Below are 14,752 nucleotides of genomic sequence, written 5' to 3'. Positions count from 1 at the left end.
AGCTACGCCGTGGGTTTGTTAGATGACAAATTCAGCGCAAGACGACGTTGGATTGTCGTGGCTGCGATCCTCCTGGCGGCCCTGGTCATTCAAATCCCCCTCGTCCTCAACGCGGATCTGGGCTGGCTTCTGACCGCAAACGAAAAGATCCTGGATGGCCGGAAGCTCGGGATCGACCTCTTTGAGTCCAACCCGCCTCTGTCGGTCTACATGTACATGCCGGCGGTGATGCTCGCGCGCGTGACCGGTGTTGCACCCGAATTCGTCGTGACCGTCCTGGTGATTGCCGAGATTGCCGCTGCGCTTCTGATGATGGACCGAGCAGCCGCAGCCGCAAGGCTGGGGGCTCGGGAGAGAAATATTTCAGCCTGGTCGTTTGCGCTTCTGCTCGCAATTCTTCCGGGTGCCATCTTTGGACAACGTGAACACATCGCGGTGATCGCCTTGACACCGTTTGTCGCCGTCACCGCACTGCGCTGGCGCGGGCTCGATCCTGGGTGGGTGGCGATCGTCGCCGGAGCGGGGGCGGGGCTCGCCATGAGTATCAAGCCATTCTTTGCTCTGGTGGCAGGCCTCCCGATCATCCTGGGCGCGCTCCGCCAGCGTTCTTTCAGGTCCTTGTTCACCTCGGAAGCGTGCACGGCTGCTGCTGTCGTCATCGGCTACGCGGCGGTAGTGATAGCCGTCTTCCCCGCCTATGTCTCCATCTATGCCCCGATGGTCGCCGAAGCCTATCTGCCGATCAGAAGGGAATTTGGTCGCCTGCTCGCCATTCCAATCGCGGTGATAGGCGCTTCCATCGGCTTCCTGCACCTGCTTGGCCGTCAAACTCTCAAAATGCAGAGCGAGGCAATCCCTTGGCTGGCCGCCGCGGTCGGCGGCGCCGCGGGTTTCCTTCTTCAGGGCAAGGGCTGGCCATATACGGCTTTCGCGCTTTGTCTGTTTGCGATTGCGGCGCCGTTGCTACAGGCCTGCGCGAGGGCAGTGCGAGCGCCCATTGTGACCGGCGGCCTCGCCACCGTTGTGGCCATCGGGCTCTATCTGTCCTCACCGGCCCCAGGGTTTCCGCCGCTGAAGGAGCGTGTCGAGGCCCTCGTGAAGCAGCCGCGGCTGCTCACGATCACCGACCACATCCGGCTGGGACATCCACTCGTCCGTCAGATCGGCGGCACTTGGGTGGGCAGCTCGTGTGCGCAGCTTTTGGCGGCCGGCGCAATACTGCGCGAGAACAACTCGCAACCGACTCCGGAGGAGCGGGCAAGATTGGACAGCATCATCAATTTCGAACGACGGCATTTGCTGGCGGACCTGCGAAACGGTCGGCCAAATGTCATTCTCGTGGATACTTATCTGCTGAGCACGTTCGAGTTCGATTGGTTGGCCTGGGCCAATTCAGACGCTGAACTCAAGCTGGAGCTAAGTCGCTATCGCGAAATCGAGGACGTCGGCCGCGTTCGCATCTTTGTCGATCAATCAAGCTTGGAAAGATAAGCCGCTGTCTCGTTCGATGTGCACCGGCCGAACGGCAGATGAGACTTGCGGGGCAGCCAGAGCTGCAGCCAGGGCTGCTGGAGGGCGCGCCATTGCGATGATGACATCATGCCCCTGTTTTGCCCGACGTGTCAAACGGCTTCGTGAAATCCGCAGTCGTTGGCGCCGACCGTCAAGTCATTGATATAGCTGCCCCCGCCTACTGTGCATGGGGTTGTTTTTCGACTTTTTTCGAGGATGGGCCTTGCCGTTCGCTCACCCCGCCCTGGCGGTGCGGCCGTCCGCCGCGCCCGAACGCAGGTTCTGGAAGAATTTCTCCACCTCGCGCGACAGCGTGTCCGCCGTCTCCGTCAGGCTGCTCGCCGCCGTCAGCACGGAGGCTGCCGCCGTGTCGGTCTCGCCGATCGCGTCGCGCAGCGAGGTGATGTTGGCGACCAGGGTCTCGTTGCCCTGCGCGGCCGATTGCGCGTTGGAGGAAATCTCGCGCGTGGCGGCGTCCTGCTGGCCGATGGCGCCGGCGATCGCCGAGGTGACCTCGTTGATCTCGCGCACCGCGCCGCCGATCTCGCGGACGGCCTCGACCGCATTGCGCGTGGAGGCCTGGATCATCGAGACGTTCTCGCCGATCTCGGCGGTGGCCTTGGCGGTCTGGCCCGCGAGCGCCTTCACCTCATGGGCGACGACGGCAAAGCCGCGGCCGGCATCGCCGGCGCGCGCCGCCTCGATGGTGGCGTTGAGCGCGAGCAGGTTGGTCTGCTCGGCGATCGCCTGGATCAGGTTGAGAACGCCGTCGATACGTTGGGTGGCCGCGGCAAGGCTCTCGATCTCGGAGATCGACTTCTCGGTGCGCTGGCCGGTCTGCTCGACCGCGCCGGCGGATTGCCGCACCTGGCGGCCGATCTCTTCCACCGAGGCCGACAGTTCCTCGGCGGCGCTCGCCACCGCCGTGACGTTCTGCGAGGCCTGCTCGGTGGCGTTCGCCGCCGTGCCGGCGCGACTATTCGCATCCGCAGTAACGCGCGTGATGGTCTGCGCCGTCTCGCGCATGGTGGAGGCGTTGTCGCTGAGGCCGCGCATGATGGCGCCAATCGCCTCGCGAAACGCCTCGGCGGATTTTTCGATATGGCGGGCGCGCTCCTCGCGCGCGGCGGAGTCGTGCGAGACCTGCGAGGCGAGATTGCGGTTGCGGTCCATTGCCTCCTGGAAGACCTCGATCGCGCGTGCCAGCGCGCCGATCTCGTCGGCTCGGTTGCTATAGGGCACCACGACGTTCTCGGTCCCGTCGGCGACCTGCTTGATGGTCGCCGTGATGGCCGAGAGAGGCCGTGCGATCGAGCGGGCGATGATGACGATGCCGATCACGACCAGGGCCAGCGCCACGCCGCCGAGGCAGGTCAGGACGAAAGACAGCGTGCGATTGGTCTCGGTCTGCTGGGCGATTTGCCTGCCGCGTTCGGCATACACCTTGGAGAGCGCTTCGAGGTCCTTGTTCAGCGCCGAGCGCACGCTGCGATTGGCGTCGTTGTCGCCCCATTCGCGGCCCGCGGCCGCATTGATCTCAATGCCGCGGCGCACCAGCTCCTTGCGGAACTCGACGAACTGTTCGATGCGCTTCTTGAAGGTGGAAAACTGCTCGGCATCGTCGGCCTTGACGATGGTCTCCCAGCGCTTCACGACATCGAGGATCTGCGCGTTGAACTTGAGCAGGCCCTCGCCGTATTTCCTCACCACGGCGGGCTCGGTCGACATGTAGACGCCGCGCGATTCCATCACGACCGCATAGACCAGCGAGTTGACCCGCTCGACGTTCAGCGCGGCCGCGTTCGCCGTCTCGATCGCGCTGGTCAGGTCGGCGCTGCGGCGGCTGTTGTAGTCGGACAGCAACGCGATCGCTGCCGTGAGCAGCGCAAACAGCGCGAAGATCGCGTAGAGCTTGGTGGCAAGCGTGAAACGGCCGGCGAGGCCAGCGGCATTCCCAGATCGGTCTGATGGCATGGTGTTCAAGAGGCCCGTGATGGCCTGGAGCGGCCGGTGGCGCGGTCGTTTGAATTTGATGCAAAACTATGCAGAACGAAGATGGATGCGGCGTTAACGCCGCAGGCCCGGAAGAGCGCGCCGCCCGGGCGGAAATACGAAATGTTTCAGCCGGTTGGGAAAACTCGATCGATCTCCGGCAGGTCGCCCCCGGGAATCCGGCCGGACGCTCCAAACATCGGCGTGCACGCCGGCCGTCAAAAGCGTATTCCTGCCGTCGGGATCGCCTTCGAGATTAATTTGCACTCGGCCACTGGCCGACGACCCCTGGAGAGGGCCTTGGTCTACCGCCACACCATCGACGCGACGACCTACACGTTCCCGGACTTGCGCGACCTTCTCGCCAAGGCGACGCCGCCGCGCTCCGGCGACCGGCTGGCCGGGATCGCCGCCGCCAGCGCCGAGCAGATGATCGCGGCACGGATGGCGCTCGCCGATGTCCCCCTCGGACAGTTCCTCCAGGAAGCGGTCATCCCCTATGAGGCTGACGAGGTCACCCGTCTCGTCGTCGACAGCCACGACGCAAAGGCCTTTGCGCCGGTGGCCTCGCTGACGGTCGGCGCTTTCCGCGACTGGCTGCTATCGGACGCCGCCACGCCCGAGGCATTGAAAATGCTCGCGCCCGGCCTCACGCCGGAAATGGCGGCCGCCGTCTCGAAACTGATGCGCAACCAGGATCTGATCCTGGCGGCGCGGAAGTGCGAGGTCACCACCGCCTTCCGCAACACCATCGGCCTGAAGGGGCGGATGAGCACGCGGCTGCAGCCCAACCATCCGTTCGACGATGCCAGGGGCATCACCGCCTCGATTCTCGACGGCATCCTGCTCGGGGCCGGCGATGCCTGCATCGGCATCAACCCGGCGAGCGACGATCCGGCCGTCGTCGCCCAATTGCTGCGGCTGCTGGACGAGATCATCGCGCGGCTCAAGATCCCAACCCAGGGCTGCGTGCTCACCCATGTCACGACGACGCTGTCGCTGATCGGGCAGGGCGTGCCGGTCGATCTCGTCTTCCAGTCGGTCGCCGGCACCGAAGCCGCCAACCGCAGCTTTGGCGTCGACCTCGCGCTTCTGAGGGAGGCCCAGGAGGCCGGGTTGTCGCAGCGGCGCGGCACCGTCGGGCAGAACGTGATGTATTTCGAGACCGGGCAGGGCTCGGCGTTGTCGGCGGGCGCCCATCACGGCGTCGACCAGCAGACCTGCGAGGCGCGCGCCTATGCGGTCGCCCGCGCCTTTGCGCCGCTTCTGGTCAACAGCGTGGTCGGCTTCATCGGACCGGAATATCTCTATGACGGCAAGGAAATCATCCGGGCCGGGCTAGAGGATCATTTCTGCGGCAAGCTGCTCGGCCTGCCGCTTGGGGTCGACATCTGCTACACCAACCACGCCGAGGCGGACCAGGACGACATGGACAATCTGCTGACGCTGCTCGCCGCCGCCGGCGTCACCTTCATCATGGGCGTGCCCGGTGCCGACGACGTCATGCTGAACTACCAGTCGACCTCTTTTCACGACGCGCTCTATGTCCGTGACGTCTTCTCCCTGCGCCGCGCGCCGGAATTCGACGACTGGCTGGTGTTATCGGGCATTGCCGGCGCCGACTTTCGCCTTGCCGGAGATGCAGGCCTGCTGCCCGATTTTGCCTCGCGGCTGATTGCGTAACGCCACGGAAAACGCCAGCTCCCCCCGGAAACTATTGGCGCCTCTCGCGAATTGAATGCCGGCCACAATATTGAGAAATTCCGGCGACAGCATTACGCTAGGTGACTGGCTGGCAATTTCCGCACCATTCGGTCGAGCGTGGCGGGGGAGCTTTGATGCGAGCTGAAAGTAACGGAACGTCCCGGCGGATTCTCTGTGTGTTTCCGCGCTACACCTCGTCGTTCGGCACGTTCGAGTATTCCTATCCCCTGACCGACGGCGTTCGCGCCTTCATGCCGCCGCAGGGCCTGCTGCTGATTTCCGCCTATCTTCCGAAAGAGTGGCAGGTCAAATTCGTCGACGAGAACCTTCGCCGCACGTCGAAGGAGGAGTTCGAATGGGCGGAGGCGGTCTTCGTCAGCGGCATGCACATCCAGCGCCAGCAGATGAACGACATCTGCCGCCGCGCCCATGAATTCGATCTGCCGGTCGCGCTCGGCGGTCCCTCGGTCAGCGCCTGCCCGGACTATTATCCGTCGTTCGACTATCTCCACGTCGGCGAGCTCGGCGATGCCACCAACCAATTGATCGAGATCCTGTCGCGTGACACCTCGCGTCCCGAGCAGCAGGTCGTGCTCACGACCAAGGACCGCGTGCCGATGACGGAGTTTCCGATCCCGGCCTACGAGCTGGCCGACGTCAAGAAATACTTCCTCGGCAGCATTCAGTATTCCAGCGGCTGCCCCTATCAGTGCGAGTTCTGCGACATCCCCGGCCTCTACGGGCGCAATCCCCGGATCAAGACGCCGGAGCAGATCATCGCCGAGCTCGACCGTCTTCGCGAATGCGGCATGACCGACACCGTCTATTTCGTCGACGACAATTTCATCGGCAACCGCAAGGCGGCGATGGACCTGCTGCCGCATCTGATCGAATGGCAGAAGCGGACCGGCTACGTGGTGCGGCTCGCCTGCGAGGCGACGCTCAACATCGCCAAGCGGCCCGAGATCCTCGAGAAGATGCGCGAGGCCTATTTCATCACCATCTTCTGCGGCATCGAGACGCCGGATCCGGATGCATTGCATGCGATGCACAAGGACCACAACATGATGGTCCCGATCCTGGAGGGCGTGCGCACCATCAACTCCTACGGCATGGAGGTCGTGTCCGGCATCATCATGGGGCTCGACACCGACAAGCCGAACACGTCGGAGGCGCTGCTCGCTTTCGTCGACGAGTCCCGGATTCCGCTGCTCACCATCAATTTGCTCCAGGCGCTGCCGAAGACGCCGCTGTGGGACCGGCTGGAGCGTGAGGGACGCCTGGTCCACGATGAGGGCCGCGATTCCAACGTCGACTTCCTGCTGCCCTACGACGAGGTTGTCGCGTCCTGGAAACATTGCATGGAGGTCGCTTACGCGCCCGAGAAGGTCTATGCGCGCTATCAGCATCAGTGCGATTACACCTATGCCAACCGCCTCAAAGTGCCGGTGGCACCGGAGATGAAGACCTGGCCCAACATCAAGCGCGGCCTGATCATGCTACGCAACATCTTCTGGCAGATCGGGGTGCTCGGCGACTACAGGCGCGTGTTCTGGAAGTTCGCCTTGGGGCGAATCCGGCGCGGCGATCTCGAAGGCCTGATCGGCTCCGCCACGATTGCGCATCATCTCATCACCTTCGCGCGCGCGGCCTCCAGCGGCAAGCAGAACGCCTCGAACTACTCGATCCGGCTGCGCGAGGCCGCCGTTCCCGCCGAATGATGCGACATGTCTGATCCGGCTCCGCCGCTCCGTCCGACGCTCGATCTGCGGACGTTCACGCCCGCACGCGTTGCGCTGGGCCGCAGCGGCGCAAGCCTGCCGACGCGCGCCCTGCTCGATTTCACGCTGGACCATGCCCGCGCCCGCGATGCCGTGCATGCCGTTTTCGAGGTGCCGCGTCTGGTCACCGATCTCCGCGCGCTAGGCCTGGTCGTGACCGAGGTGAGGAGCCGGGCGATCGACCGCAGGGACTATCTGCGGCGGCCGGACCTTGGACGGCAGCTTGATGCCGGCTCAGCCGAGCTTCTGGTGCCAAGGGCCTCGGCGCCGTACCAACTCGCGCTCGTGATCGGCGAGGGCCTGTCGGCGGCAGCGGTCCACGGCCATGCGGTGGCGCTGCTGCGGCGCCTGCTGCCGCTGCTCGCGGCCGACGATGGTGTCGCGATCGGCCATGTCGTTGTCGCCTCAGGCGCGCGCGTCGCGCTCGGCGACGAGATCGGCGCGATTCTCGGCGCGCACATGGTCGCAATGCTGATCGGCGAGCGGCCGGGCCTGTCGGCGCCCGACAGCCTCGGCGCCTATCTGACCTTCGCGCCCAAACCCGGCCGTACCGACGCTGAGCGCAATTGCGTGTCGAGCATCCACCGCGCTGGGTTGAGCTATGAAGACGCTGCTTTCAAGATCGCCTGGCTGGTCCGTGAGGGGCTCGCCCGGAAGACCACCGGCGTGGCGCTGAAGGACGAGAGCGCGGACCGCGGGCCGCGTCGAATTGGCACGGCTTTGCTGGAATGAGTAGCATTCCGGCAAAATCGCCGCATCTTGATCGATTCGGCCACATTTCGCCGGCTTGCGAGAAGGGTGATTGACCTGCTAAACCCCTCGCGGCGATTTTCCGCGCATTTTCAAAGGGCAAGCCTCCCATTGGTATGGCGTTTTCAAGCCGTTCGCGGGGCGTAATAAGCTCTCAAGACCGAACCGATTTAGGAACTGGATAAGGCATGCTCGAAAAGCACAGCGAGAATGAGGTTCATGTCGACAAGGTCGAGCAGGGACCTACGTCCTCGATCGCCTTCGGGCTGGAACGGCTCGGGCTGATCGCCGTCCGGACCCCGATCGTGTCGTGTATCGTCCTGCTCGCGCTGATCGTCGGCGCCGTGTTCGGCATTCACCGGATCAAGATCGACGATTCGCTGTCGCAGCTCTTCCGCTCCGACACCCGCGAATTCCACCAATACGAAGAGGTGACCAAGAAGTTCCCGGCTGAGGAGTTCGACGTTCTCGTCGTGGTTGAGGGCAAGAATCTGCTGGCGAGGAACAACCTGGAGAAGCTGCGGGACTTCATCACGGACCTGCAGTTGGTCGAAGGCACTCGCGGGCTGGTCTCGCTGTTCTCTGCGCGCCAGGCACCGGCGCCGGGCAAGCTGCCGGCGGCGCTGTTCCCGCCCGAGCTGCCCGAGGGCGCGGCCTATGACAAGTTCATCGAGACCGTCAAGAACAACGAGATCATCCGCGGCAAGCTGTTGTCGGAGGACGGCACGCTGGCCCTAATCGTGCTGTCGCTCGATCCGGAGGTGGTCGGCTCCAACAAGCTGACCAAGACCGTCGGCGACATCCGCACGCTGATGAAGGAGGACCTTAGCGACACCGGGCTCAACGTGCAGCTCTCCGGCGTGCCGGTGATGCAGCTCGAGATCCGTAACGCGGTCGAGCGCGACGGCCTCACCTACAACATCCTCGGCATCCTCGCCGGCTGTATCATCGCCATCATCTTCTTCCGCAAGATCTCGTTCATGGTCGCGGCGGCATTCCCGCCCATGATCGCGATCCTGCTGGCGCTCGGTGCGCTCGGCTGGGCCAATTTCAACCTCAACATGTTCCTGAACGTGATGACGCCGCTCATCATGGTCATCAGCTTCTCGGATTCGATGCAGCTCACCTTCGCCGCACGCGACCGGCTGATCGCGGGCCAGGACAAGTTCACGGCATTCAAGAACGCCGTGCTGGTGGTGGGGCCGGCATGCGTGCTGACGCACGGCACCGCCGGGATTTCCTTCATCGCGCTCCAATTCTCCGACTCCGACCTGATCCGCAAGTTTGGCGAAGCGGGCCTTGCTGCCACCATCATCGCGCTGGTGGCGGTGCTGTCGCTGGTGCCGGTGTTCGGCGTGCTGTTCGTGCGCAACGAGAAGGTTTTTGCGGTCAAGTTCCAGGGTGCCGATGCCGGCGTCCAGGCGCTGCGCAATTTCTGCTATTGGATCGCGGTGCGCATGGTCGGCCGTCCCGGCCTGTTCAGCCTGATCGCGGTGCTGTTCGTCGGCGGTCTCGGCGTCATCTACGCCAATCTGGAGCCGCGCTATCGGCTCGCCGATCAGGTGCCGGACAAGCGCCAGGCGGTCGCCGCCAGCGACCGGCTCGACGCCAAGCTGACCGGCGCCAATCCGGTCAACGTTCTGATCGCGTTTCCCAAGGGCGAATCGCTCTATTCGCCCGAGACGCTCCAGACCATCGGCGACGTGCATGCGATCGTGGAGAAGGCGGCCGGTGTCGGCAACGTCTGGTCGCTCGAGACCCTGCGCCGCTGGCTGGCGGAAAAGGCCGGCAGCGCCGACGTCGCGACGCTGCAGGAATATGTCAACGTCATCCCCGAGCACCTGGTGCGGCGCTTCATCGACGCCGAGCAGGACGCGGTCGTGGTCGCCGGCCGTGTGCCGGACAAGGATTCCAGCCAGCTGCTGCCGATCGTCGACAAGCTCGATTCCGAGCTCGACGCCGTCCGCAAGAAGCATCCCGGCTACGAGATTGCAGTGACGGGCCTCGCTGCGATTGCGGCGCGCAACTCAGCCAGCATGATCGAGAAGCTGAACCGCGGCCTCACCATCGAATTCGCGCTGGTCGCGATCTTCATCGGCCTCGCCTTCCGCTCCTGGGTCGTGATGTTGGCCTGCATCCTGCCGGGCATCTTCCCGGTGGTGATGTCGGGCACGGTGCTGTGGGCGATGGGCGAGGGCCTGCAATTCGCCAGCGTGGTCGCGCTCACCGTCTCGTTCGGCCTCGGCCTCAGCGCCACCATCCACTTCCTCAACCGCCTGAGGCTCGAGAGCAAGCCGGGCGTCGGCTCGGCGCTCGCGGTGGAGCGCGCCACCGTCTTGGTCGGACCGGCGCTGATCCTGACCACGGTGGTGCTGGCCTGCGGCCTCGTCGTCACCGTGTTCTCCGACCTGCCGTCGCTGCGGCTGTTCGGCTGGCTCAGCGCCTTCTCGATGGTGATGGCGCTCGTCGCCGACCTCTTCATCCTGCGGCCGACGGCGATGTGGCTGATCAACCTGCACGCGAAGCTGCAGGGCGATAAGCCGGCGATTTGAGCGGGACGGGCCGGGCCGTCTCGGATTCGATGTCACGCAGCCATATGCATGTCCATGTCAACAAAAAGCCCCCGGCTCGCGAGAGCCGGGGGCTTTGTTGCTCGTGAGCCGAAAGGACGTCAGCCCTTCGTCATCGTGATATTGACGCCGCGGATCTCGCCCTTGGAAGAGATCTGCACCGTCTGTTTGGTGCCGTTGGTGCGCAGCGACAGATTGGCGGCAAAACCGTTGGCCTCGACGAACACGTCGATCTGACCGCCGCCGGCGGTGCCCTGGAGGTTGCCGAAGATGTTGCGGCTGGCTTCGCTCCAATTGCCGGAGATGCGGTCGCCCTGGCTCGTCACGTCGCTCGTGAGGTCGAACTTGTAGCTGTCGGACGCGCAGTGCAGCGCCTGCTTGAGGTTGAGGCCGCTGCCGGCGACCTTGTAATCGGCCTTGCAGCGGATGCGTTCGGTGGAGCCGTCGGACAGCGACACCGTGCCGGTGCCGGTCCACGCGCCGTCGAAACCGGCAAATGGGCCGGACGATTGAGCATGGCTTGCCGACACCGAGAGGAGCAGCGCAGCCCCGACGCCGACCGCCTTGATTGCCTGTCCAGATCGCCCAAAGAATGTCATCTCAAATATCCCGTTTTGGAACGACGTCCATTCAAGACAAGGACGTCTCGCCACATCGAAAGTTTAGTGTTCCGAGCCTGTGCCAGGTTCAACGCGTGACCACCGAAGATGGTGCTTCGTGCCACGCGCAACAACGCGATTCCCCGTGTTTCGGTGTGTTTCCGACCGAAACAGCAAGGGAGAGAGATGCAGCTCTGCAACAGATCCCAGCCAAAACGCGATGTTCCAGAATTATCTCGTAGTATCAGCCTCTTACATCTGCCAATGAAGGCGCAGGGAAGACCTGATTTGGTGGGAGTGGCGCCAATTTGGCCGCATTTGCCAGTGCTTGTGCCTTCTCTGAGGCCGCTACTCCCGCGGCAACTTGCCATCAGAACAATCCGCTCCGGACATCCGCCCCGTGCAGCCCGTGATCGGTGCGATTCTGCCGTCAGAATGAAGGAATACAATGCGTAAGCTTCTCGTCGCTCTCACCCTGCTGTCGGCCTCTCTTTCGACGGCGGCGTTCGCCCAGCAAGGGCGTGGCACGGACGCTGAGCAGAAGGCCTGCACACGCGACGTGCAGAAGTTCTGCCGTCCGGTCATCGACCAGGGCGATTTCACCGTCCTGGCCTGCCTCAAGGAGAACCGGGCCAAGATCTCGCAGGCCTGCGACCAGGTCCTGAAGAACCACAACCAGTAAGTTCGGCCGCTGGCCGACAAGGGCGGCCCGGGCCGCCTTTTTCGGCGCGATCCGCACGGGGCAGCCATCGAGAGACAGGATTGGTTTTGCGGCCATATTCCCCTATATGGGGGCCGCCGGCATGAGCCCGCGCGAGCGAAAAAGCCCTTCCTGTCCAACCGATTGTAAACCAGCCCTCGATGACCTCTGCGAGCGAATTGCGATCCGGCAAGGGTGACCGCGACGAGAATTTTCCCGTCGCGTCCTGGATCATTCATCCGCGTCATCGCGCGCTGATTCTGGCGTATTACAATTTCGTCCGCACCGCCGACGACATCGCCGACCATTCGACGCTGCCGCCCGACGAAAAGCTCGCTTATCTCGACCTGCTCGAGGCGGAACTGCTCGGCGAGGGCGACACCCAGGCCGAAGCGGTCACCCTGCGCCGTGCACTGGCCGAGCGCGGCATGGCGCCGCGCCATGCGCTCGACGTGCTCATCGCCTTCCGCATGGACGTCACCAAGCTGCGCTACGAGAATTGGGACGAGGTCATCCAGTATTGCCGCTATTCGGCGATGCCGGTCGGCCGCTTCATGCTCGACGTTCATGGCGAGAGCACCTCGACCTGGGCTGCCTCGGATGCGCTCTGCGCGGCGCTCCAGATCAACAACCACCTCCAGGATTGCGGCAAGGATTTTCGCGAGCTCAACCGCGTCTATCTGCCGCGCGATGCGCTGGCTGCGAGCGGCGCCTCGGTCGAGCAGCTCGGGCTGACGCAGTCGCCGCCGGCGATGCTGGCCTGCCTTCAGGCGCTCGCCGTGCGAAACGAAGCGCTGCTGAACGAGAGCAAGTCGCTCAGCGCGCAGGTGAGGGACTTCCGCCTCGGCGTCGACATTGCGGTGATCCAGGCCTATGCCGACCGCATCGTGCGCCTGCTCAAGGTGCGCGATCCGCTGCGCCAGCGCGTGCATCTGAACAAGCTCGAGCTGCTCGCCTTCAGCCTCGCCGGGATGATCGGCGAAGTCGGCCGTCGCGCAATCGGACGCAGGGCCATTTCCAGACCGGGGACTGCACATGACGCTTGAGGCGACCTCGCCCGGCGCCAATTATGGCTCGACCGCATCCGGCAGCTCGTTCTACGCCGCGATGCGCATCCTGCCGCATGATCAGCGCGAAGCGATGTTCCAGATCTACAGCTTCTGCCGCCAGGTCGACGACATCGCCGATTCCGACGGCCCGCGCGCGGAGCGGCTTGCCGCGCTTCAGCAGTGGCGCAACGACATCGATGCGCTCTATCAGGGCAATCCGCCGCCGCGCCTGAAGGACTACGTCGCCTCGGTGAAGACCTTCGGGCTGAAACGCGAGGACTTCCTTGCCATTGTCGACGGCATGGAGATGGACGTGCCGCAGGACATCCGCGCGCCCGATATGGCGACCCTCGATCTCTACTGCGATCGTGTCGCCAGCGCCGTGGGGCGCCTGTCGGTGCGGGTGTTCGGCCTGCCGGAAGAAGACGGCATCCTGCTTGCCCATCATCTCGGCCGCGCGCTTCAGCTCACCAACATCCTGCGCGACATCGATGAGGACGCCGGCCTCGGCCGGCTCTATCTGCCGCGCGAGGCGCTTCTGCATGCCGGCATCACCTCCATCGATCCCAACCGCGTCATCGCCGAGCGCGCGCTGCCGAAAGTCTGTCTGCCGCTGGCGCAGCGCGCGAAATCGCATTTCGAGAAGTCGGACGAGATCATGAACCGCAACAAGCGCCGCGCGGTGCGCGCGCCGCGGATCATGTCGAAATACTATCATTCCATTCTGGACCTCCTGATGGCGCGCGGCTTCGACGCGCCGCGCGCGCCGGTGCGTGTGTCGAAGATCACACGCATCCTGATCCTGCTCCGTTACGCTTTCATCTGATGCAAAAGACAGCTCATATCATCGGCGCCGGGATTTCCGGCCTCTCCGCCGCCGTGCGGCTCGCCAATGCCGGCTTCAAGGTCGCCGTGCACGAGGCAACGCACCAGGCCGGCGGCCGCTGCCGATCCTATTTCGACGGCGCCACCAATCTCACCATCGATAATGGCAATCATCTGCTGCTGTCGGGCAACAGCCATGCGCGTGCCTATGCGCGCGCGATTGGCACCGAGGCCGGCCTTGTCGGCCCCGAGCGCGCGCAGTTTCCCTTTGTCGACATCAAGACCGGGCAACGCTGGCAGATCGATCTCGGCGATGGCCGGCTGCCGACCTGGGTTCTCGACGAGAGCCGCCGGGTGCCCGATACCGGGCTGAGCGATTATCTCAAGCTGGCGCCGCTGGTCTGGGCGTCGGAGGAGACACTGGTCGGCAAGTCCATTCCTTGCGAGGGCATCCTCTATCAGCGTCTGGTGCAGCCGTTGCTGCTGGCGGCGCTCAATGTCGATCCGCCCGAGGGCTCGGCCGGGCTCGCCGGCGCGATCGTGCGCGAGACGCTGCTCGCGGGTGGGCAGGCCTGCCGTCCCCTGATCGCGCGCGACGGCCTCAGCGCCGTCCTGATCGAGCCTGCTGTGAAATTCCTGGCTGAGCGCGGCCACACGGTTCAGCTCGGCCATGAGCTGCGTTCGTTTGACACCAATGACGGCAAGGTCGGCGCGCTGAATTTCGGCGGCGAGGACGTGATCGAGCTCAATGAGGGGGACGCCATCGTGATGGCGGTGCCGCCCCGCGCCGCCGCCAGCCTGCTGCCCGGCCTGAAGACGCCGACCGAATTCCGCGCCATCGTGAACGCGCATTTCCGCTTCGAGCCGCCGCCGGGCTCTGCACCGATCCTCGGCGTGATCGGCGGCGTTGTGGAGTGGCTGTTCGCGTTCCCGAACCGACTGTCCGTCACCATCAGCAATGGCGACCGCCTGGTCGACATGCCGCGCGAGGAACTCGCGCAGGCGATCTGGAACGACGTCCGCAAGGCCGGCGGCGTGTCCGGTGAGTTGCCTCCGTGGCAGATCGTGCGTGAGCGCCGCGCCACGTTTGCCGCGACGCCAGCGCAGAATGCCCTGCGTCCGGCGCCGATCACTGCGCTGAAAAACCTGTTCCTTGCCGGGGATTGGACTGCTACGGGATTGCCTGCAACCATCGAGGGATCGGTCCGGTCGGGCGATCGCGCCGCCGATCTGATTCTCGCCGCACAGCGGCCCTGACGGGCAAATGTCC

At 64.5% G+C, this 14,752-nt stretch carries 11 protein-coding genes; 9 read left to right on the top strand and 2 right to left on the bottom strand.

Annotation, left to right across the window (positions count from 1 at the left end; translation table 11 throughout):
- Positions 1–9 precede the first annotated feature (9 nt).
- Positions 10–1,491, top strand: a complete 1,482-nt coding sequence (locus IVB12_RS20475; protein WP_247301336.1) for a hypothetical protein — start codon at positions 10–12, stop codon at positions 1,489–1,491.
- Between the two features lie 255 nt (positions 1,492–1,746).
- Here the strand turns inward: IVB12_RS20475 and IVB12_RS20470 are convergent, their stop codons facing one another.
- Complete coding sequence (locus IVB12_RS20470) at positions 1,747–3,486, bottom strand: HAMP domain-containing methyl-accepting chemotaxis protein (RefSeq protein ID WP_247301335.1); 1,740 nt, start codon at positions 3,484–3,486, stop codon at positions 1,747–1,749.
- Between the two features lie 318 nt (positions 3,487–3,804).
- Here IVB12_RS20470 and IVB12_RS20465 point away from each other — a divergent pair, with 318 nt between their 5' ends.
- The 4 genes from IVB12_RS20465 (at position 3,805) to IVB12_RS20450 (ending at position 10,291) form a co-directional block, all read left to right on the top strand.
- Positions 3,805–5,187, top strand: a complete 1,383-nt coding sequence (locus tag IVB12_RS20465; protein WP_247301334.1) for an ethanolamine ammonia-lyase subunit EutB — start codon at positions 3,805–3,807, stop codon at positions 5,185–5,187.
- Positions 5,188–5,342: 155 nt separating this feature from the next.
- The gene (locus IVB12_RS20460; protein ID WP_247301333.1) at positions 5,343–6,929 is read left to right on the top strand and encodes a B12-binding domain-containing radical SAM protein; all 1,587 of its coding nucleotides are present in this window, start codon (positions 5,343–5,345) and stop codon (positions 6,927–6,929) included.
- A 6-nt stretch (positions 6,930–6,935) separates the two neighbouring features.
- Entirely contained in the window at positions 6,936–7,721 is a 786-nt protein-coding gene (eutC, locus tag IVB12_RS20455) for an ethanolamine ammonia-lyase subunit EutC (RefSeq protein ID WP_247301332.1), read from the top strand.
- Positions 7,722–7,927: 206 nt separating this feature from the next.
- Positions 7,928–10,291, top strand: coding sequence for an MMPL family transporter (locus IVB12_RS20450; RefSeq protein ID WP_247301331.1), 2,364 nt, complete (start codon positions 7,928–7,930; stop codon positions 10,289–10,291).
- Positions 10,292–10,410: 119 nt separating this feature from the next.
- On the opposite strand, the gene IVB12_RS20445 is transcribed toward IVB12_RS20450, so the two are convergent.
- Entirely contained in the window at positions 10,411–10,908 is a 498-nt protein-coding gene (locus tag IVB12_RS20445; protein ID WP_247301330.1) for a hypothetical protein, read from the bottom strand.
- Between the two features lie 448 nt (positions 10,909–11,356).
- Here IVB12_RS20445 and IVB12_RS20440 point away from each other — a divergent pair, with 448 nt between their 5' ends.
- The 4 genes from IVB12_RS20440 (at position 11,357) to hpnE (ending at position 14,739) form a co-directional block, all read left to right on the top strand.
- The gene (locus tag IVB12_RS20440) at positions 11,357–11,590 is read left to right on the top strand and encodes a hypothetical protein (RefSeq protein WP_166817451.1); all 234 of its coding nucleotides are present in this window, start codon (positions 11,357–11,359) and stop codon (positions 11,588–11,590) included.
- A 179-nt stretch (positions 11,591–11,769) separates the two neighbouring features.
- On the top strand, positions 11,770–12,654 hold the full coding sequence (gene hpnC / locus IVB12_RS20435) for a squalene synthase HpnC (protein ID WP_247301329.1): 885 nt from the start codon (positions 11,770–11,772) through the stop codon (positions 12,652–12,654).
- The gene (hpnD, locus tag IVB12_RS20430) at positions 12,644–13,483 is read left to right on the top strand and encodes a presqualene diphosphate synthase HpnD (protein ID WP_247301328.1); all 840 of its coding nucleotides are present in this window, start codon (positions 12,644–12,646) and stop codon (positions 13,481–13,483) included. The genes hpnC and hpnD overlap by 11 nt, the downstream gene beginning before the upstream one ends.
- Positions 13,483–14,739, top strand: coding sequence for a hydroxysqualene dehydroxylase HpnE (hpnE, locus tag IVB12_RS20425; protein ID WP_247301327.1), 1,257 nt, complete (start codon positions 13,483–13,485; stop codon positions 14,737–14,739). Before hpnD ends, hpnE begins: the two co-directional genes overlap by 1 nt.
- Positions 14,740–14,752 lie beyond the last annotated feature (13 nt).

Origin of the sequence: Bradyrhizobium sp. 179 (assembly GCF_023073535.1) — a bacterium.
Classification (GTDB): Bacteria; Pseudomonadota; Alphaproteobacteria; order Rhizobiales; family Xanthobacteraceae; genus Bradyrhizobium.
The sequence above is the reverse complement of the archived record's forward strand: the minus strand, read 5'-3'. Positions and strand labels throughout refer to the sequence as shown.

Bases quoted from the DNA above. Each gene is read 5' to 3' on its own strand.
- IVB12_RS20470 (WP_247301335.1), bottom strand. From the start codon at position 3,486: ATGCCATCAGACCGATCTGGGAATGCCGCTGGCCTCGCCGGCCGTTTC.
- IVB12_RS20460 (WP_247301333.1), top strand. From the start codon at position 5,343: ATGCGAGCTGAAAGTAACGGAACGTCCCGGCGGATTCTCTGTGTGTTT.
- eutC (WP_247301332.1), top strand. From the start codon at position 6,936: ATGTCTGATCCGGCTCCGCCGCTCCGTCCGACGCTCGATCTGCGGACG.
- IVB12_RS20450 (WP_247301331.1), top strand. From the start codon at position 7,928: ATGCTCGAAAAGCACAGCGAGAATGAGGTTCATGTCGACAAGGTCGAG.
- IVB12_RS20445 (WP_247301330.1), bottom strand. From the start codon at position 10,908: ATGACATTCTTTGGGCGATCTGGACAGGCAATCAAGGCGGTCGGCGTC.
- IVB12_RS20440 (WP_166817451.1), top strand. From the start codon at position 11,357: ATGCGTAAGCTTCTCGTCGCTCTCACCCTGCTGTCGGCCTCTCTTTCG.
- hpnC (WP_247301329.1), top strand. From the start codon at position 11,770: ATGACCTCTGCGAGCGAATTGCGATCCGGCAAGGGTGACCGCGACGAG.
- hpnD (WP_247301328.1), top strand. From the start codon at position 12,644: ATGACGCTTGAGGCGACCTCGCCCGGCGCCAATTATGGCTCGACCGCA.
- hpnE (WP_247301327.1), top strand. From the start codon at position 13,483: ATGCAAAAGACAGCTCATATCATCGGCGCCGGGATTTCCGGCCTCTCC.